The sequence below is a fragment of the Promicromonospora sp. NPDC090134 genome (genome assembly GCF_044746965.1).
In the GTDB taxonomy this organism is placed as follows: Bacteria; Actinomycetota; Actinomycetes; order Actinomycetales; family Cellulomonadaceae; genus Promicromonospora.
The window spans coordinates 315,234-333,844 of sequence record NZ_JBIVCZ010000003.1 but is presented as its reverse complement, the minus strand read 5'-3'; the positions used below and the strand labels follow the sequence as shown (position 1 = coordinate 333,844).

Sequence of the window (18,611 nt, the reverse complement as noted above, 5' to 3'; positions counted from 1 at the left end):
GACCATGCCCACTCAGTCACGCGCGCTGCCCGACGAGCTGATCCCCTTGGTCGGGCTCTCGGCCCGACGGGTCCTGCTTGCCGACCAGGTGGCTGCCGCCAAGTTCGGTACCGATTCCCCGATCGAGGAGCCTGAGCGGGAACGGCGAGTGCTGGACGATGCGGTGGCCCGTGCCGAGGTGGCGGGTGTCGACAGGCAGGAGGCGCTCGAGTTCTTCCGGGCACAGATCGAGGCGAGCAAGTTCATCCAGCGCGGCCTGCACGACCTGTGGACGCGGAATCCCGGGCTGGCGCCGACCCGGCACCCCGATCTGGCCGCTGAGGTCCGGCCGGAGCTGGATCGGATGACTGTCGAGCTCGTCGAGCATCTGGCGGCGACCGAGGAGCTACGACGACTCACGGGGCTCTGCGAGCACTCGCTCGCGCGTGCCGAGCTGGAGGCCGGTGTCGGCTACGGCCTGGACGAGCTGCACGGACAGGCGCTGCAGGGTGCGACCTCGACGGTGTGCGGGCGGCGGGCTACCTGGTGATGGCGGCGCCGTGCGTGCTCGCGACGGCGAAGATGGCCGCGGACAGCGCCCTGGCGACCCGGGGTGCCTCGCCGAGGTAGCCGGCCACCATGGCGCCGTCACGCAGCATGAGCACCTCGTCGGACGCGTCGTCGGTGTCGGTCACGCCGAGCTGACCGAGCAGCTCGGCGAACGTCGCCCGGTACCAGGCGCGGTGGTCGGCGACCACCTTCCGCACCGCGCTGTCCGCGTCGGCGTACTCGGCGGCAGCGTTGATGAAGGCACAGCCCCGGAAACCTGGCTGGCAGCTCGCGGTACCGATCAGCTCGGCGAAGGACCGGAACGCCTCGGCCGCATCGGCGGCAGCGTTTCGGATGTCGTCGAGCGCGCCGCGTTCCCGGGCCGCCTGGCGCTCCAGGTAGGCGACGACGAGATCGTCCTTGGTGTGGAAGTGGCGATAGAAGGTGACCTTCGTGATCCCGGCGCGGTCGATGATCTTGTCGGCGCTGACCGCACGGATCCCGTGCGCATAGAAAAGCACGGTCGCTGCCTCGAGGATGCGTTCACGGGGCGCAAGGGCGCCGGTGTGGGCGGCGCTCCGCGGCGCGGTCGAAGTCGATGTCGTGGTGCTCATCTCGCTGACCTGCTCCCGTCTAGATACCGGATGGCGTGGGAAATCAGCCTACGCCAAGCGCACATCGCCCGGTTGCGTGATGTGGCGGGCGCTGTGTACCGTGCAGTAGACGTACTAGTCAGTCTACATTGCCAGGGGCGTGCACCCCGATCGGGACGCCCCGGCGTGCGGCGTCACCCGCACCCAGACGCGATGAAAGAGGAACCCATGCCAGCACCGACCGCTCAGCAGATCGACCGACTCGTCGAGATCCTCCGGCGAACCGTCCGGGTCGGGACGGTGGCCACCACCGGCCCGGACCATGACGCGGCGCGGCACATCTGGAACGGCGCGGTGTCGGCCCGGCCGAGCGTCGTCGTCCGGTGCGCCGACGTGTCCGACGTCGCCGCCGCGGTGCTGGCAGCCCGGGAGACCGGAGTGCCGCTGTCCGTGCGCGGGGGCGGTCATGACTGGGCGGGCAGGGCGCTGAGCGACGGCGGCCTGACCATCGATCTCTCCGGTCTGCGCCGAGTGACGGTGAACGCGGCGGCGAAGGTCGCGGAGGTGTCGGGAGGGGCCACGGCGGCCGACGTCGCCGCGGCGGCCGCGGCCTTCGACCTGGTGCCCGTGACCGGTACGACCGGTTCCGTGGGCATGGTCGGCCTGACGCTCGGCGGCGGCTACGGACCGCTCAGCGGCCGGTTCGGGCTTGCCCTGGACAACGTGCTGTCGGCGGAGGTGGTGCTGGCCGACGGTTCCGTCGTCACCGCGGACGCCGATCATGAGCCGGAGCTGTTCTGGGCCCTGCGCGGCGGCGGGGGCAACTTTGGCGTGGTCACCTCCATGCGCGTGCGGCTCCATGCCGTACCCGCACTGATGTCCGGCCTGATGCTCTTCCCGTGGACGCAGGCGCAGACCGTGCTGCCCGGGCTCTCCGATCTCCTTGCGGAGAGCCCGGACGAGCTGACCACGCAGTTCGGTGTGCTCGGAGGTCCTGACGGAGCGCCGGTGGTCCTCGTCTCGCCCACCTGGAGCGGAGACGCCGCCGCGGGAGAACGTGCGCTGGCGCGGCTCGAAGCCCTTGGCACCCCGCTCGTCTCCCAGGTCAGCACCACCACCTTGCCCGCGATGCTCGGTGCGATCGACGCGCAGTTCCCCTTCGGTCGGCACGTCGCGATCCGTACGCGGTCGGTACCGTCGCTCACCTCAGGGGTCGGCGGCGCGTTGCACCTCGCAGGGTCGACCCTGACGTCGCCCGCCTCGGCCGTGTCGGTGCACAGCCTGCACGGAGCGGCAGCGCAAGTTCCCGTGACGGAGACCGTGTTCGGCATCCGCACCCCACATCTCATGGTCGAGACCATCGCCATCTGGGAGCCCGCGGACACCCGGGCGGCGGAGCATCGCGCCTGGGCCGACGACGTGTCCCGGGCGCTCGAGCCTGAGTCGTTGCCCGGCGGTTACCCCAACCTGCTCGGGCCGGACGACGCCCCGCAGATCGCGCATGCCTACGGTCCCAACGCCGAGCGGCTGCTCACCGCGAAGCGTCGCTTCGACCCGGACCGTGTCTTCCGTGCGATCGCCCTGCCGGAGTCGTCGACCCCCACCCGGGCGGAGAAGGGCCGTTCGACGGATGACGCGCGGTGATCGGGCGGTGCGCTCCGTGTGCGACGTCGGAGAGCCGCCGGCGTGACAGCGGGCGCGTCCCGACCAGGGAGGGCACGCGGGCCCCGGGTAGTCCAGTGACCACAGTGATCGAGTGAGAAAGAAGAGACGATGCGCGCTGTCCGGTACGAGGCCTACGGGCCGGCGGAGGTCCTCCGTGAAGTTGACGTCGAGGTCCCGCAGGTGGGCCGAGGAGAAGTGGAGGTCGCCGTCGGTGGTGCGAGCGTCGGTGGCGGCGAGCTGCCGGTCCGCGCCGGTCACCTCCGGCGGGTACTCCGCCAGCGGATGCCCGCAGGCAGCGGGGTGGACTTCGCGGGCACGGTGACGGCGATCGGACAGGACGTGAAACGGGTGTCGGTCGGCGACACGGTGTGGGGCCTGGTCCCGCACGGTACGTTCGGCGCCGTCGCCGAGCGGGTCGTCGTTCCCGAGCGGCGCGTGGCGACTGCCCCGAGCACCGTCTCCGAGGTGGAAGCGGCTGCGCTCGCGGCCTCCGGGACGACCGCGCTGCACGCACTCACCGTGACGGCCGACCTCCGTCCAGGTCAGCGGCTCCTCGTGCGAGGGGGATCCGGCGGTGTCGGTGTCGTCGCCGTACAGCTCGGCGCAGCGATCGGCGCACACGTCACAGCCCTCGTCGCGGCCGACAACGTCGAGTGGATCCGCGGTCTGGGCGCGGACGAGGCCGTCGACTACCGAACGACCGGACCCGAAGACCTCGCCGCGTTCGACGTCATCGTCGACCTGGTCGGCACCGAGCTCCGGGCTTTCCGCCGACTCCTTGTTCCGGGGGGCGTCATGGTGGCGCTCGCCCTCGACCCACGACGGCCCATCCGCTCCGCGCTTGCCGTTGGCATCGGCGGGCTCGACAGGAGAACACGGCTGACAACGTTCAGCAACGACCCGACTCCGACCGACCTCGAGCGCCTGACAGGGCTCGTCGAGTCTGGTTCGATCCACCCGGTCGTCCACGACGTGCTCCCCATGCGCGAGATCGCGGCCGCGCACCGGCGCCTTGAACAGGGCGGTGTACGCGGCAAGATCGTCATCGACACGACCAGCCGCTGACACGTCTGCCCGTTCCGGCAGCCGATCCGCACGCGCTCACGAACGGCATCGACCTGGGCGGAGCAGCATGACCGAGGGCGCCCCTGCCGCGCTCGAGCCTGGTGCTCGGCAGGGGCGCCTCTCGGGCGGCGTGGCCGGTGACGGCGTCTCCTCAGGCGTCGAGGGTCAGGACGATCTTGCCGCGGGTGCGGTTCGTCTCGCCGAGCTCGTGCGCTCGGCCGGCCTCCTCGAGGGGGAAGGTCCGAGCCACCTCGACCCGCACCTCGCCGGCATCGATCAGCTCGGCGATGCGCGCGAGTGCCGCGGCGTCCGGCTCGACGAGGAACGCGGACGCGTGGCCGTGGACGTCCGTGACCGCGGCGGCGAGCTCCTCGGACACCCCGCCGGGCACGGCGGCGATGGTGCCGCCCGGGCGGAGGCCGGCGACCAGCCGCGGGCCCTCGTCGCCGCCGACCAGCTCGACGATCGCGTCGAGGTCCTTGATCCGGGTCTCGTACCCGGCGTCGTGGTAGTCCACGACCTCGTCGGCGCCGAGCTCACGCAGCCACTCGTGGTTCGCCGCGCTCGCGGTCGCCACCACGTGCGCGCCGAGGTGGCGGGCGAACTGGACCGCGAAGTGCCCCACCCCTCCGGCGCCGGCCGTGATCAGGACCCGGTGCCCCGGCTGTACGTGCAGGGTGTCGACCAGTACCTGCCACGCCGTGAGGGCCGCGAGCGGCACGGCCGCGGCCTGCACGGCGCTCAGCGAGGTCGGTGCGTGCGTGAACTGTCGCGCCGGCGCGGTGACGTACTCGGCGTACGCGCCTGCCGCGCGCGGGAACCATGGCATGCCGTAGACCCGGTCCCCGACGGCCAGGGTCGTGACCCCGAACCCGACCTCCTCGACGACCCCGGCCACGTCCCAGCCGACGACGAACGGCGGCTCGCCGAGGACGCCGGCCATGCCATGTCCCTCCCGGGTCTTCCAGTCGACGGGGTTCACCCCTGCCGCGTGGACACGGACGAGAACTTCGGTGGGCAGAGGCACGGGCCGCGGCACCGTCTCGACCGCGAGGACCTCGCTGCCACCGAGACGATGCTGGACGACTGCGCGCATGGTGCTGATCTGTGTAGGCATGCGTTCAGCATCGGCTGGCCCGAGAGCGCGGGGTAGTAGCCAGAAGGACATCGGACGTAACATTCGGGCCATGACTCACCAGGTAGCCGTTCTCGCCCTCGACGGGGTGATCCCGTTCGACCTGGGGATCCCGGCCCGGGTGTTCCGAGAGGCTCGCGACGCGGACGGCAAGAACCTCTACAGCGTGTCCACGTGCTCGCTCGGCGGGCGCCCGGTGCGCACCAGCCAGGACTTCGTCATCGCCGTGGAGCACGACGAGGGGCTGCTCGCCCGGGCGGACACGGTGGTGATCGCGACGCAGGAGCCGACGTCCGAGCTGCTGGCGACCGGTACGCTGCCGGACGAGATCCTTGGCGCGCTCCGTCTCGTCCGGCCCTCCAGTCGCGTCGTCAGCCTCTGCACCTCGGCGTTCGTGCTCGCGGCGGCCGGTCTGCTCGACGGTCGGACCGCCACGACCCACTGGACGCTGTGCCAGGCGCTCACCGATCTCTTCCCACGGGTGTCGGTTGACCCCGACGTGCTGTTCGTCGACAACGGGCAGGTGCTGACCTCTGCCGGCGGCGCTGCCGGGATCGACCTCTGTCTGCACCTCGTCCGGCGCGACCACGGTGCCGAGGTCGCCAACGGTGCGGCACGGCGATGCGTCGTCGCCCCCTGGCGGGACGGTGGCCAGGCCCAGTTCATCGAGCACCCGCTGCCCATCGACTCGGACTCGTCGACCGCGGGGGCGCGCGCCTGGGCACTGGCCCACCTCGACGAGCCGATCGGCCTGCCCGATCTGGCCCGGCACGCGAACATGAGCGTGCGAACCTTCTCCCGCCGCTTCCGCGCCGAGGTCGGCGAGAGCCCGGCGCAGTGGCTGATCCAGCGCCGGGTGGACAGGGCGCGACGCCTGCTCGAGACATCGGACCTGACCGTCGACCACATCGCCACCGCCGCCGGGTTCGGCAGCGGAACACTGCTCCGCAAGCACTTCCACGCCACGCTCGGCGTGGCGCCCGGTTCCTACCGGCGCACGTTCACCGCGCCTGTCGTGGCCTGAGCCGGCATCGCCAGCTGCTCGGCGTGGCGCTCCACCGCGAGGTAGGTGGTGAACTGCACGTGGCGACTGCCGACATGCAGGTCACGCCAGAAGCGCTGCAGTGCGTTGTCGAGCGCGAAGCCAGAGGTTCCGTTCAGGTCCAGCAGCAGGTTCACCCCCTCCTGGCACCGCCGGACCACCGAGCTCAGCCGCATGCGCAGGTCTGTGGTGGTCCGGTCGGCGAGCGTGGGCTCGGCGACCAGCTGCTCGATCTCCGCGGCGAGCAGCACCAGGTCACGCTGAGCGCTCTCGATCAGGTGGGTGGCCTCCGCGAACCACTGCCGGGCGCCGGGTGAGGCCGCCAGGCTGTCGTGCTGCGACATCGGCGGCCTGCGCTCGTGGAGCACGGCGCCGACGGCGTCCAGTGCCCCGCGAGCGGCTCCGACCAGCGACGCGAGGAGCGTGACGCCACCGCCGAGGGGACGCGCAGACCGTCCGGCGAACAGGTCCGGTGCGCCGTTCGGGCCCGTGGGCACCGGGAGAACGTGTGCCTGGGGAACGAACACCTCGTCGGCCACGAGCGTGTGGCTGGCCGTGCCGCGCATGCCCGCGGTCTGCCAGGTGCGATCGACCTCCAGGTCCGACGTCGGCGCGAGGACCATGACGAGTTCGGGGCGCCCGTCTTCGGCGCTCACCAGGACCGGAGCGATGGCCCACCGCGCGTCCTCGCTGCCGGAGGCGTAAGGCCACCGGCCGGAGACGCGGACGCCCCCGGCGACTCGCTGCCCGCGGCCGGGCGGGTTCCCCGCACCGCACAGCCGCGTGTCAGGGTCGGCGTAGAACTCCGTGAGCACCTCGTCGGACATGAGCGGCGTGAAGGCCGCCTGTGCCTCGGCGTTCACCGCGGCCAGCCACGCCGAGGACGGGCAGCCGCGGCCCAGCTCGGAGATCACGCGGACGGTGGTCGGGAGGTCCGCCTCCAGGCCCCCGAACCGAGTCGGCGTGGCCAGCGCGAACGCGCCCGCGTCCCGCAGCGCGGTGATGCTCTCGGCGGGTAGCCGTCGGTCGTGGTCCGCGCGGCCCGCATGGGTGGCGAGAACCGGTACCGCCGACCGGGCTGCGGTCAGCAGCTCCTCGATGTCTGTGGAACGAGTGTCCGTCGTGGTCATTGGAGCATCTCCTGGAGGGTGAGCGGTATGTGCCGGGGAGCGAGGGCGCGTCCCCTCGTCCCGCGGTAGTAGACGTACGAGTACGTCTACTACCGCGGACCCATCTTGGCACGGAATCACGCCGCCGGTGCACCGCGACGGCGGTGGGGTGCATGCCGCATCAGTGGGTGCGGCGCGGCCGTCAGCGGCGGGCCTGGATCTTCAGGTCGCCGCGGGTCTGGGCCCGGATGTGCTCGCTCGCGAGCATGGCGTGGGGGAAGCCGGGCTCGATCGCGCTGACCTCGTCCAGGCGTGCCAGGTGGGACGGGTCGAGGTCGACGTCCAGGGCACCGAGGTTCTCCTGCAGCTGCTCGGACGTTCGAGCCCCGATGATCGGTGCCGTCACGCCCGGCTGCTGCAGGGCCCAGGCGAGGCCGACCTGGGCGGGCGTGCGGCCCAGCTCGCCGGCGACCTCCTTGACCGTGTCCACGATCGCGAGGTTGCGCTCGGTCACTCCGCCGAGGGCGAGGTTGAAGCTCTTGCGGACGCTCTCGCCCGTGCCGGACGGCGCGGTGGTCAGGTCCTGGCGGCTGTACTTGCCGGTGAGCACGCCTCCGGCGAGCGGTGACCACAGGACGGTCCCCAGCCCCAGCTCCTGAGCCATGGGGATGAGGTCACGCTCCCCGGTGCGCTCCACCAGGCTGTACTCCAGCTGCAGCGCGGCCAGCGGCGACCAGCCGCGCAGGTCGGCGATCGTCTGCATGCGGGAGATCTGCCAGGCCGGCGTGTTGGAGATGGCCACGTAGAGGACCTTGCCCTGCTGGACCAGGTCGTTCAGCCCGCGCAGGACCTCCTCGACGGGTGTGGCCGGGTCCCACACGTGCAGGTAGAGCAGGTCGATGTAGTCGGTGTTCAGCTGCCGCAGGCTGGTCTCGACCGCCCCGAAGAGGCTCTTCCGGCTGGTGCCGCCGGAGTTCGGGTCGTGCGGGCTGCGCAGCGTGCTGTACTTCGTGGCCAGGACCAGGCTGTCTCGCCTGCCCCGCGCGAACTCTCCGAGCATGCGCTCCGACGTGCCGTCGGTGTAGGTCACCGCGGTGTCGACGAAGTTGCCGCCGTGCTCGACGTAGAGGTCGAACAGCCTCCGCGCCTCGTCCTGTTCCGCACCCCAGCCCCAGTCGTTGCCGAAGGTGGCGGCCCCGAGCGCGAGCGGCGAGACGCGCAGGCCGGAACGGCCCAGCTGTCGGTAGGTGTCGAGCGTGAGTGTCATGGTGTTCTCCTGCGATGGTGTTGCTGAGGATGGATGTGGCCTGGTGCGCGCCAGGAGTCAGGCGCGGAGCCCGTACCCGCCGGCCACGGCGAGGTCCTGGCCGGTGACGTAGCTCGCGGCGTCCGAGGCGAGGAAGGCGACCGCCTCCGCGACCTCCTGGCTGGATCCGAAGCGCTCGAACGGGATGCTCGCGCGCATGGCGGCCCTGCCGCTCTCAGGAACTCCCAGCTTGTCGAACAGCGGGGTGTCCGTTGCCCCGGGGCTCACGGCGTTGACCCGGATCCTGCGCGGCGCGAGCTCGAGTGCGAGCGAGGGCAGCATCGCGAGCAGCGCACCGCGCGTCGCCGCCCCCAGGGCGGCGCCGGGGCTGCCACGACGGGACCCGACCCCCACGGTGAGGACTATCGATCCGCCGTCGTTCATGAGCGGAAGGGCCTTCTGGAGGGTGAAGTACTGGCCCTTGAAGTTGACGTCGACGTGCTCGTCGAACGATTCCTCGGTCACGTCGGCGACGGGTGCGAGCCGAAAGATCCCGGCGTTGAGGAACAGCACGTCGATGGGTCCGAGATGCTCGGCCACCGTCGCCACGACGGCGTCGGCGTCGGTCAGGACGCGTGCGTCGGACCGGACGACGAGCACGTCGTCGGGAAGCTCACGGCTCGCTCGCGCGAGCGAGTCAGGGTTCTGTCCGGTGACTGCGACTCGGTAGCCGCGGGCGTGGAGGAGCTCGGCGGTCGCCCTCCCGATCCCGGTGGTGCCGCCGGTGATGAGTGCTACGGGCATGGTGTGCCTTTCCTGGAGTGAGCCGGGGTGACGTCGTCACCAAGCGGGGAGGTCTCCGCTTACCGCACTGTACACTCAAGTGGAGACGTCCCCGTTTCACTGCTGGCTCGCCCCGACACCTCAGGACGCGAAGGTCATGACACCCCAAGCAACCCCTCTGCGCGCGGACGCCCGACGCAACCGCGAGCGCCTGATCGTCACGGCGGCCGAGGTCTTCGCCTCGGGGCAGGCGGTCTCGCTGGACGCGATCGCCCGGCGTGCGGGAGTGGGGAGCGGCACCCTCTACCGGCACTTCCCCACACGCGAGGATCTGGTCGAAGAGGTCTATCGCGACCAGGTCCGCTCCCTGCGCGATGACGCGCTGACCTTGCTGGCCGAGGAGCAGCCCGTGCAGGCCCTGCACGCGTGGATGCTGCGCTTCGCCGAGTGGGCGGGTGAGCGGCGGGGCATCTGCGAAGCCCTGGTCGCGATGAGCGCTTCCGGGCGCTTCGGGACGGGTCCGGTCTGCGATGAGGTCCAGGGAGTCCTGGGCATGATGCTCGAGGCCGGCGCCGCGGCGGGCGAGCTTCGCGGCGACGTCGACCCTGTCGACGTCGGAGGCATGCTCGCCGGAGTGCTTTCCGTGGCCGGCGCGCCCGAGCAGAACGCCCAGCTCGATCGCATGTTCGGTCTCGTCATCGACGGGCTGAGGCCGCGCTGCTCGGCTCCGTGAGGCCGTGACCCACAGTCCGGGTCGCCTGTCCTCACCGACCCTGTGTGGTGTCTGGACGGCCATATGGCATCCCGCTTCAAGCTTCAGCAGCTCCAGCCGTAGTGCCACCTCGGGCGGTAGCGACAGAACGATCAGCGTCGGCCACATCGACGGCCTTCTCGCCGTGGTCGCCCAGGAGAACTGCTTGGGCGCGACGCGTACGCCGCAGGACACGCCGGCGAAGAGTGGCGGCCTCGTCCTGGCAAGCCGTTCGGGACGAGGCCGCCACCCTCCGTACTGACGGAATGCGACCGGCGTCAGCTCCAGTGCTGACCGAGTACCTGCGCCGAGCGGGTTCCGCCTGGCAAGGCGCCGCGTGCCCTGGAATGGCCGGCGCATGCTCGGGCCGGTCTGGAGGTCAGGTCATCCGGCGAGCTGTCGGCGCAGCACCTCGGCGTCGTGCAGTGCGGACATGTGCACGAACCGTCCGTCGCGCACCTGGTAGATGGCGTACTCGACGATCTCGAACGATGCCCCGGTGGGGGTGACGCCGAGCCACTCCTTGACAGGGGTGCCGGTGTTGATCAGGCGGGCGCCGATCCGGTCGCCGTCGAACGCGAGCTCCTGCAGCTCCCAGTGGAAGTCGGGCACGGCCTCTGCGTCCCCGGTCAGGACGGCGACCACGTCGTCCCTGGTGCCGGGCTCGCTGTTCAGGGTGACCCTGTCGTTGATGAACTCGTCCATCCGGTCGAACTGGTGGGCGTTGAGCGCTTCGATGTAGCGCTCGTAGAACTCGCGAAGATCGATGTCAGACATGGGCGTCCTTTCCTGGTGCCACCTGGCGGGCAGCGTTCGAATCTCGTGTGTCCGGCCGCCGCGCGTGTGTTGGTGGCCATGACACACGCGCCAACACCGACCACCGGACTTTCATTCCGATCGGTACTTAAGTGCCATGGGGTGCGCGCTTGCGCTCGTCGCGGACCCGGAGCATCGGGGGAGCGGATCTGGCCTGGTAGCGACGAAGGTCGAGTACCGCGGGTGTGGCTCGGTCCGTACCGGTGGGTGATGTCGAACGGGGATCTGGCCACTGACGATGTCCGCGCACCCACCGGACGCCTGTCCGGTCGGGCGCCGGCCGTGGCCGGCAGGCACCTCGACTCCTGGAAGGAACTCCCATGCCCGACTCTCTCGAAGTCCCCACCGCCAGCGGCTCTCGGCGCCGGTGGGGCCGGCGCCTGGTCGCCGTCGTCGCGACGGTCCTTGTCGCCGCCCTGATCGTCAGCGTCTCGGTACTGATGAAGGCTTTCGTCTTCAAGCCGGCGAACGGCCCGGACGCGTTTCGCGACGCTCCGGTGTCGGCCTCGCTGATGGTGGTCGCCGGCGCCAGCACGGTGCAGGGCACCATCAGCGCCGACTGGGTCAGCGGCCTGTACGAGCCAGGCACCGACGTCGTCAACGCCGGTATCAACGGGCACACCGCCGCCGACCTCCTGGAGCGCCTGGACCGGGACGTCATCGAGCTGGACCCCGAGCGGGTCATCACCCTGGTCGGCACCAACGACATCCGCAACGATGTCGACCCCGAGCAGTCGCAGGAGAACATCTCCCAGATCTTGGACAAGCTGACCACGCAGACCACGGCGGACGTCGCCGTGATGTCGCTGCAGCCCCTGGGCGAGCAGCCCGACAGCGACCAGAACACCCGGGTCCGCGCCTACAACGCGATGCTCCGGAGCGAGGCTGAGGAGCGCGGGGTGGACTACCTGCCGTTGTTCGAGTCGCTGGAGCCGCTGCTGGACGGTGACGCCCCCGAGTTCTCGTTCCCGATCATCCAGACCGCGTTCGACAAGTTTCTGCTCGGCAAGACATTCAACGAGATGTCGGCGAGCCACGGCCTGCAGGTCACCGCCGACAACGTGCACCTCAACGAGCGCGGTGCCGCCGTCGCCGGCCGCCTCGCCGCCGACTGGATGGAGCAGACCCGATGAACGGCCCGGCCATCACCGTGACCGTGCGAGGCACGGGGCGACAGCCGTCGAGTCGGAGGTCGCCCTGCGCCCGCTGCCGTACGGGCACGGCATCGTGCGGGCGTTCTTCGCACCGGCCTGGCAGGGACTGAGTCCGGCACGCAACGGTGGCTCCGCGCGGCAGCGCGTAGCCACCGTCCGGCGTCCGGAGCGCTGCCGACGAACAACGGCGTGGCAGCGCTGGCCCGTACCGCGGTACGGGTAGTGCTCAACCCAGGGGTGAGGACCGGCGCGCACCGCGAACCGTACGCTCAGGACATGCCGCACGACCAGCCGAGCGAGACGATGAGGCGCGCGCCGCTGCCCTTCTGGGCGCGGTGCGTCGTGGCCCTGTTCTGCTCCACGCTCTACGCGGTGGCGGTGCCCTACACGTCGGCGGTCTACGAGCTGGACCTCGCCGTGGCGTTCGGCATCGCGACGGTCCAGTGCGGGTCGCTCGTGCTCGCGGTTCCGCGGCCGCGTCTCGGTGCCACCGTGCACCTCGTGTCCATCGCGGCACTGGTGCTCGTCACACGCGACAGCGACGCCGACATGTGGCCCCTGCCGATCACGGGCTTGGTCTCCCTTGGTGCCCTGGTGCTCCTGCTCGGTGTCCGCGAACGGTGGACGGTGTCGTTCGGGACCTGGTGGGCGAGCGTCGCGATGCTGGTGGCGCTCATCGTGCTGACGCCCGACCGCTACGCCGACCCCGACCAGTGGGGCACGAACCTCACGATCTATACCAGCTACACCCTCCTGGTGCTCGGCGCCGCGATCGCTGTCGGACAGCGCCATCGAATCCGGGCGGAGCTTGCCAAGGCACGCAAGGACGTGGAGCACGCCGAGGCACAGCGCGTCCTGTTCGAGGAGCGGGCGCGCATCGCCCGGGAACTGCACGACGTCGTCGCGCACAGCATGTCCCTGGTGCACATGCAGGCCCTGTCCGCGCCGGCCCGGCTCGGTCCGACGCGCCCCGAGGTGGAGCGCGACTTCGAGGACATCGCCCGCTCGGCCGGCACCGCGCTCGCCGAGATGCGCCAGCTCCTCGGCGCGCTGCGGCCCGGAGACGGACACGCCGACCTCGCACCGCAACCGCAGATCCAGGACATCGCCGACCTCGCGGCAGGGACCGTCCGCGCCGGGATACCCGTACGGCTCGACATCGCACCTGGTACCGCCGCCGCGTCACCGATCGCCCAGCTCACCGCCTACCGGATCGTGCAGGAAGCGCTGAGCAACGTCGCCCGGCACGCCCCCTCGGCGTCGACGGAGGTGCTGATCGGCGTCCGCAGAACGGCCCTGCACGTCACCGTGCGCAACGGTCCGCCAACGGCCGAGGGCAGCGACACACCGGCGAGCCCGGACCGCGGCGGGCACGGTCTTCGCGGGATGCGGGAACGGGTCAGCCTGCTCGGCGGCAGCCTGGAGACCGGCCCGGACAGGTCCGGCGGGTACTCGGTCGAGGCGATCCTGCCGTCGGCGATCATCGAACAGGCCGTCGGCCGGACTGTCGAACCTGAGGAGTCACGATGACCATTCGCGTCCTGGTCGTCGATGACCAGCCGATGTTCCGGGCCGGCATGACCGCCCTCCTGGGGGCCGAGGACGGGATCTCCGTCGTCGGCGAGGCGGGCGACGGCGAGGAGGCCATCGCCCGCAACCGGGTGCTCCACCCTGACGTGGTGCTCATGGATGTGCGCATGCCGGCGATGAACGGCATCGACGCGGCCCGCCGGCTGACCCGCCCGGCCGGCGCCGCGAACGTCCCCCGGGTGATCATGCTGACCACCTTCGACATCGACGAGTACGTCTACGCGGCCCTGGAGGCAGGGGCCAGCGGGTTCCTGCTCAAGGACGCCGGCGTCCGCGAGCTCGCGACCGCCGTCCAGGTCGTGGCGCGCGGGGACTCGCTGCTCGCACCACAGGTCACCAGGCGCTTGATCGAGCAGTTCGTCGCGAGGAAGCCTGACGGCCTGGTGCCGATGACGGTGTTCAACAGCCTCACAGACCGGGAACGGGAGGTGTTCCTGCTCGTGGCCACGGGCAAGTCGAACGCCGAGATCGGCCAGATCCTGTACATGGCGGAGCAGACCGCCAAGAGCCACGTCAGCCGCATCATGTCCAAGCTGCACCTCCGCGACCGTGTGCACGCGGTGATGCTCGGCTACGAGACGGGTCTGGTCACGCCGGGGTCCGCAGGGCTCGCCGGCGACACTGCCTGAGCGATGCGTGGCCGGTACCGGCGTACGGGCTACGCGCACCGGATGGGTGATGATCCCCGTCGGCATGTCTTCCTACCTTCGGGCCACCGCCGCACCGCGGCACCACCCGAACGAGGAGATTCATCATGCGCACCATGTCCCGCCGCCGGAAGGCGGCCACGATCAGCGTCAGCGTCGCGGCAGGCCTCGCCGTCGCCGCCGTCGGCTCCTACGCCGTCGTCCGCGCGATCCCCGCCGAGTTCCCGCTCGTCTACTCCGAACAGATCGAGCCGGGCGCCACGGAGGGTGTCGACATCGCCGATCCCGCCACGGCCCTCACCTTCGCCCGGGTCGACGTCGGCTCGGGTCCGACCATCCTGGCGGTCACCGGGTACTCGGGCAACGAGATCACGGGAGTCGACCTCAACGCGGCGGCCGGCACTGCCTTCACCGAACCGATCGAGGCCTTCAACGAGCTCGGGTATCCGGCGCTCCAGGAAATCGCCACGGACACCGGACTGACGCCGGTCACCGTCGCCGCGTCGGAGGTGCTCACGGCGATCGACACACATTCCGACCACATCGGCACGGGCACCAACTACGTCGAGCACCAGGCGGAAGCGACCATCGAGGAGCCCTACCTGTTCCCGAAGATCGGTGCCCTGACCGACTCGAACGAGCCACTGCTCGCCGGCGACGGCGGCCTGCTGGACTACGAGGTCGAGCTCGGCCTGGTCGCGCTGGACGACATCACCGCCGAGACCGGCACCCCCGAGCACATGGGACTCGTGCTCAGCAACGACTGGACCGACCGCGAACTGCTCGTCAGCCAGATCGAGGTGGACAACCTCACCAGTGGTGCCGGGTTCACGAACGCGAAGAGCCAGCCCGGGTTCCTCAGCACCGGCGACCTGTTCGTCATCCCCGCCGACTGGCAGTCCTACTACCAGGACCTCGAGCTCGACCTCTTCGTCAACGGCGACCTGCGCCAGCGCGCCCACCCCGTCGACATGGTCTGGGACGCCCCGACCGTCATCGAGAAGGTCCTCGCCATCGGGGATCGCACCTGGGACAGCGACGGCGAGCAGATCCCGCTGACCCGCGAGCCCGGTGTGATCTCGCAGGGCACGATCATCCAGAGCGGAACCCCCGAAGGTGTGGTCTACCGCGCACCGGACACTCGGCAGCGTTTCCTGGGCTTCATGGAGTGGGCGGCCAGCCTGGGCACGAACGCCGAGAGCGTCGTCGCGTCCGCCCTGGACGTCTACGTCCGGGACGCGCACGAGGCCGGGGTCTATCTCCGGCCGGGGGACGAGATCGTCACCCGCGCCGACGGGCTCGGGCAGATCTTCACCACCATCGTCCCGGGACCGCGCTCCGAGACCGAGTAGGCGCCCACGCCGTCGACGAGGGCTCCTCCCGTCACCGTGAGTGAGGGCGGAGTCACCAGGCCGGCACATCTGTACCGAGGCGTACGCTCGTCGAATGAGTGGTATGCGTAGCGCCGTCATGGGTCGTCCGCGGGAGTTCGACATCGATGTTGCCCTGGACCGCGCGTTGCGAGTGTTCTGGGAACGCGGTTACGAGGGGTCGAGTCTCACGGACCTGACCGGCGCCATGGGAATCACGAAGACGAGCATGTACGCCGCGTTCGGCAACAAGGAACAGCTGTTCCGAAAGGCCCTGGACCTTTACACCGCCGGACCCGCGTCCTACGCGTCGAGGGCGTTGGCGGAGCCCACCGCACGGGCGGTGGTCGACGCGTGGCTTCATGGGGCTGCCCGAGCGACGACTCTTCCTGACAGCCCGCACGGATGCCTGGGAGTGCAAGCTGCGCTCGTATCCGGTGAAGGAGGTCGGGGTGCGCATGATGTGCTCGTGGCCTGGCGGCAGGCAGGCGGCAGGATGCTCGAGGAGCGCTTCCGGCGGGCTGTGGAGGAGGGTGACCTTCCGGGCGACGCGGACCCCGGGCGGCTCGCCCGGTACGTCATGTCCGTGGCGTTTGGCATCGCTGTCCAGGCCGCTACTGATGTCGATCGCGAACAGCTCGAAGAAGTGGCCGACATGGCGCTTCAAGGTTGGCGTCCGTAACACTCGCGTGCGGGACGCTCCTGACCATGACTTGTCTCAAGGGCGCCGAGCGTCGCGGTACCGCAGCTCGGCGCCCTTGAGAGGGTGAGCCTCGCTCAGTGCACGTGTGTCCCGCACTGGTCGTTGGTGCAGAACTGGCTGTGTTTCGTTGGGGCCGCCCGGTGGTTCGCGGAACGTCCCGGACCGAGGAGTACGGCCGCTGAGATGCGACCAACTTCGGTAGTGCACCAAACCTCATGGCGTCAGCGGCCGATCATGACGAGACGGGGTCGCCCGCTCGCGCCCGGCTGAGGAAGCGGCGCTCGCGGGCGCTTTCGTACCGGTCATGATCTGGTGCGGCGTACTCTCAGCCCCATGTCGGTCGAGGGGCGGCAGTTCCAGGCGGAGCTGCGGGCGGCACAGGAGGCGGTTGTCGAGCACCGGGAGCTCGTGGAGCGCCTCGGCGCGGCGCGCTCGACGCTCGCCGCGGCCCGGGACGAGCTGGCCCGCGCGACGGAGGCACTCGCTGGTGCGGAAGCTGCGGTCCGCATGCTCGAGCGCCTGAGCCCCACGCTGATCCTGGCGGCCCTGCGGGGCCGGCGCGCTGAGTGGCGCGCGGCCCGACGGTCCGAGCAGGACGACGCCGAGGCTCACGTGGCGGAGGCGCGGACCACGGTCGACAGCTGGGAGCGGGAGCTCACGGGGGTGCGTGCCGGTCTCGACGCTCTCGGCGACGTCGACAGCTGGCACGCCTCTCCGACGGGCGGAAGGCCGACGAGATGGACCAGGCTGTCGGCCTGATCCGGAAGGCCGGTGCGGCGCTCCGCGTGCTCGCGCGCGAGTTCGACGCGGTCGAGCAGGACCGCATCGATCACCTGCTGGACGACGACTACCTCGGGGCGTTCGACTTCTTGTTCGACCACCGATTCAACAACCGGACCTTCATGGACCGGATCGACGGCGCCGTCGACCGGGTGCACGAGGCTCTCGGGATCGTGGAGCAGACTGACCAGCGAACCGGACGGCGGACGGCCGAGCTCGGCGCGCAGCTCGCGGACCTCGGCCGGCGCCGGGAGCGGCTGCTCATGAGCCTCTGATTCCTGTGGCCGTTGCCGGTCACCGGACCTGTGTCACGACCTGTTGCCAGGCTGGTGGCCGCTGGCGAGCTCGTGGGCCTCGGCGGCGAGCTCGGGCCAGTCCTCAGGGTCCGAGATCGTCACCCAGTCGGCGGCGGGGTCGTGCCTGAGGAGCTCCGCGATCCCACGCTTGATCAGATCGTCCGCGCGGCCGGCGGGCAGACGGACAGCGAGCGAGCTGCCCGCAAGGAACGCGAATGCTGTCTGATGGACCACGAGGGCTCCTTCACGCACGGTGACGTCGCGGTCGGGGTCCTGTTCGAGCGCGGTTCTGAGAGCTTCGTATCGGGCGTCCATGGTCATCGTGCTGTCTCCTGTCATGCAGCTAGGGGTGGTCTGACGGCCATCTGATTGATCCTATGGGTCGTCCGCCAAACCTTCCGTGGGTCGGCGCCGGCCGCCAGCCGGCCGCGGCGCAGACGTTGCATGTGCGGCCGAGGGTCGCGCCGGCAGAGGCTCCGCACCACCCTCGCCGCGATCGTCCTCTGGCTCCGCGAATCCCGGACACGACCTGGTGGCGACCCTGGTCGTCACCGCACGCCTGCCGGGCTGGCATCGTCGGGTCGAGCGTCTGCTAGCCCACCAGCCGGTCGACGAGGTGGGACCAGCCTGCGGTGATGCGTTCCGCCGCCATGCCGCGCTGGGTGTGGAGGTGGGTGATGAGGGCGGTGTCGAGGTAGGCGAGCAGGGCCTCGGTGAGCAGCTCGAGATCGCCTTCGGTCTCGGCCGCGGAGAGGAGCCCCGCGACGTGGCGGGCAAGGAGGGCTCGTGGCGGGTCGTCGGTGTAGCGCCGCTCGGGCGGCAGTTCCGCCGCGAGGTACAGGTCGCGATACCGCAATTGATGGTCGATCGCCGCGGCGCCGAACGCCCGGAGCCGGTCCGCCGGAGGCGCACCAGGTCCGAGCGGAGCGGGGCCGGAGATGAAGGCTTGCTGGAAGGCGCGCCCCGCGTGGTCGAGCAGAGCCTGCATCAGGCCGGCACGGTCACCGAAGCGCCGGAAGACAGTTCCCTTGCCGACCTCTGCGGCGGCCGCCACGGCGTCCATCGTGACGTTCGCGGCGCCATGCTGCGCCACCAGACGAGCCGCCACCTCCAGAAGCCGGGTGCGGTTGCGGACGGCATCAGCGCGCTCCCGCCGCGGCTGGCCCGCGAGGGGGAGAAGCGATGGCTGGGCGCGCGCGCTCACGGCAACCGAGCAGGGGCCACGGGCGACGGGAACATATCCGGACCATAGTCCGTTACACCGGCACCAACAAACGGACCGCGGTCCGGAACGGAACGTGCCGGCCGTATGCGGCCGAGGCGCGACCGTGCAGACCG

Annotated in this window: 20 protein-coding genes; 12 read left to right on the top strand and 8 right to left on the bottom strand. The window is 70.6% G+C overall.

The genetic code is table 11. From position 1 onward, the window contains the following. Positions 1 to 4 precede the first annotated feature (4 nt). Positions 5 to 529, top strand: a complete 525-nt coding sequence (aroQ, locus tag ACIPN7_RS11190; RefSeq protein ID WP_400541300.1) for a gamma subclass chorismate mutase AroQ — start codon at positions 5 to 7, stop codon at positions 527 to 529. On the opposite strand, the gene ACIPN7_RS11185 is transcribed toward aroQ, so the two are convergent. Then, entirely contained in the window at positions 519 to 1,142 is a 624-nt protein-coding gene (locus ACIPN7_RS11185; protein ID WP_400541297.1) for a TetR/AcrR family transcriptional regulator, read from the bottom strand. The two genes, aroQ and ACIPN7_RS11185, sit on opposite strands and share 11 nt — an antisense overlap. A gap of 207 nt (positions 1,143 to 1,349) precedes the next feature. Between ACIPN7_RS11185 and ACIPN7_RS11180 the strand changes: the two genes are divergently transcribed. Together ACIPN7_RS11180 and ACIPN7_RS11175 are read left to right on the top strand one after the other, a co-directional pair. Further along, positions 1,350 to 2,765 carry an FAD-binding oxidoreductase gene (locus tag ACIPN7_RS11180; protein WP_400541294.1) on the top strand — a complete coding sequence of 472 codons (1,416 nt, stop codon included), beginning with the start codon at positions 1,350 to 1,352 and terminating at the stop codon, positions 2,763 to 2,765. 129 nt (positions 2,766 to 2,894) lie between these two features. Next, entirely contained in the window at positions 2,895 to 3,851 is a 957-nt protein-coding gene (locus ACIPN7_RS11175; protein WP_400541291.1) for an NADP-dependent oxidoreductase, read from the top strand. A gap of 151 nt (positions 3,852 to 4,002) precedes the next feature. Here ACIPN7_RS11175 and ACIPN7_RS11170 read toward each other — a convergent pair whose 3' ends face one another. Continuing rightward, on the bottom strand, positions 4,003 to 4,968 hold the full coding sequence (locus ACIPN7_RS11170; RefSeq protein WP_400541288.1) for an NADP-dependent oxidoreductase: 966 nt from the start codon (positions 4,966 to 4,968) through the stop codon (positions 4,003 to 4,005). Positions 4,969 to 5,038: 70 nt separating this feature from the next. On the opposite strand from ACIPN7_RS11170, the gene ACIPN7_RS11165 reads away from it, so the two are divergent. Continuing rightward, a complete protein-coding gene (locus ACIPN7_RS11165; protein ID WP_400541285.1) occupies positions 5,039 to 6,010 on the top strand; it encodes a GlxA family transcriptional regulator in 972 nt (323 codons plus the stop codon). On the opposite strand, the gene ACIPN7_RS11160 is transcribed toward ACIPN7_RS11165, so the two are convergent. From ACIPN7_RS11160 to ACIPN7_RS11150, 3 genes are all read right to left on the bottom strand, one after another. Further along, positions 5,974 to 7,158: an acyl-CoA dehydrogenase family protein gene (locus ACIPN7_RS11160; protein WP_400541282.1), complete on the bottom strand. Its 1,185-nt coding sequence runs from the start codon at positions 7,156 to 7,158 to the stop codon at positions 5,974 to 5,976. The two genes, ACIPN7_RS11165 and ACIPN7_RS11160, sit on opposite strands and share 37 nt — an antisense overlap. Positions 7,159 to 7,339: 181 nt before the next feature. Then, positions 7,340 to 8,404: an aldo/keto reductase gene (locus tag ACIPN7_RS11155; RefSeq protein ID WP_400541279.1), complete on the bottom strand. Its 1,065-nt coding sequence runs from the start codon at positions 8,402 to 8,404 to the stop codon at positions 7,340 to 7,342. Between the two features lie 57 nt (positions 8,405 to 8,461). After that, entirely contained in the window at positions 8,462 to 9,187 is a 726-nt protein-coding gene (locus tag ACIPN7_RS11150) for an SDR family oxidoreductase (protein WP_400541276.1), read from the bottom strand. A gap of 79 nt (positions 9,188 to 9,266) precedes the next feature. On the opposite strand from ACIPN7_RS11150, the gene ACIPN7_RS11145 reads away from it, so the two are divergent. Then, positions 9,267 to 9,899, top strand: coding sequence for a TetR/AcrR family transcriptional regulator (locus ACIPN7_RS11145; RefSeq protein ID WP_400541273.1), 633 nt, complete (start codon positions 9,267 to 9,269; stop codon positions 9,897 to 9,899). Positions 9,900 to 10,301: 402 nt separating this feature from the next. Here ACIPN7_RS11145 and ACIPN7_RS11140 read toward each other — a convergent pair whose 3' ends face one another. After that, positions 10,302 to 10,694 carry an ester cyclase gene (locus tag ACIPN7_RS11140; RefSeq protein ID WP_400541270.1) on the bottom strand — a complete coding sequence of 131 codons (393 nt, stop codon included), beginning with the start codon at positions 10,692 to 10,694 and terminating at the stop codon, positions 10,302 to 10,304. Positions 10,695 to 11,053: 359 nt separating this feature from the next. On the opposite strand from ACIPN7_RS11140, the gene ACIPN7_RS11135 reads away from it, so the two are divergent. The 7 genes from ACIPN7_RS11135 (at position 11,054) to ACIPN7_RS11105 (ending at position 17,252) form a co-directional block, all read left to right on the top strand. Further along, positions 11,054 to 11,866 (top strand): SGNH/GDSL hydrolase family protein, encoded by an 813-nt coding sequence (locus tag ACIPN7_RS11135; RefSeq protein WP_400541267.1) that lies wholly within the window; start codon positions 11,054 to 11,056, stop codon positions 11,864 to 11,866. A gap of 297 nt (positions 11,867 to 12,163) precedes the next feature. After that, positions 12,164 to 13,417, top strand: a complete 1,254-nt coding sequence (locus ACIPN7_RS11130; RefSeq protein WP_400541264.1) for a sensor histidine kinase — start codon at positions 12,164 to 12,166, stop codon at positions 13,415 to 13,417. Further along, positions 13,414 to 14,106 carry a response regulator gene (locus ACIPN7_RS11125; protein ID WP_400541261.1) on the top strand — a complete coding sequence of 231 codons (693 nt, stop codon included), beginning with the start codon at positions 13,414 to 13,416 and terminating at the stop codon, positions 14,104 to 14,106. Before ACIPN7_RS11130 ends, ACIPN7_RS11125 begins: the two co-directional genes overlap by 4 nt. 125 nt (positions 14,107 to 14,231) lie before the next feature. Further along, the gene (locus ACIPN7_RS11120) at positions 14,232 to 15,476 is read left to right on the top strand and encodes a fumarylacetoacetate hydrolase family protein (protein WP_400541259.1); all 1,245 of its coding nucleotides are present in this window, start codon (positions 14,232 to 14,234) and stop codon (positions 15,474 to 15,476) included. A gap of 103 nt (positions 15,477 to 15,579) precedes the next feature. Then, on the top strand, positions 15,580 to 16,176 hold the full coding sequence (locus ACIPN7_RS11115) for a TetR/AcrR family transcriptional regulator (protein ID WP_400541256.1): 597 nt from the start codon (positions 15,580 to 15,582) through the stop codon (positions 16,174 to 16,176). Between the two features lie 354 nt (positions 16,177 to 16,530). Then, a complete protein-coding gene (locus ACIPN7_RS11110; protein ID WP_400541253.1) occupies positions 16,531 to 16,956 on the top strand; it encodes a hypothetical protein in 426 nt (141 codons plus the stop codon). Beyond that, positions 16,935 to 17,252 carry a hypothetical protein gene (locus ACIPN7_RS11105; protein ID WP_400541250.1) on the top strand — a complete coding sequence of 106 codons (318 nt, stop codon included), beginning with the start codon at positions 16,935 to 16,937 and terminating at the stop codon, positions 17,250 to 17,252. Before ACIPN7_RS11110 ends, ACIPN7_RS11105 begins: the two co-directional genes overlap by 22 nt. 33 nt (positions 17,253 to 17,285) lie before the next feature. On the opposite strand, the gene ACIPN7_RS11100 is transcribed toward ACIPN7_RS11105, so the two are convergent. Both ACIPN7_RS11100 and ACIPN7_RS11095 read right to left on the bottom strand, forming a co-directional pair. After that, positions 17,286 to 17,594: a hypothetical protein gene (locus tag ACIPN7_RS11100; RefSeq protein ID WP_400541247.1), complete on the bottom strand. Its 309-nt coding sequence runs from the start codon at positions 17,592 to 17,594 to the stop codon at positions 17,286 to 17,288. Positions 17,595 to 17,865: 271 nt separating this feature from the next. Continuing rightward, entirely contained in the window at positions 17,866 to 18,477 is a 612-nt protein-coding gene (locus tag ACIPN7_RS11095; RefSeq protein WP_400541244.1) for a TetR/AcrR family transcriptional regulator, read from the bottom strand. Positions 18,478 to 18,611 lie beyond the last annotated feature (134 nt).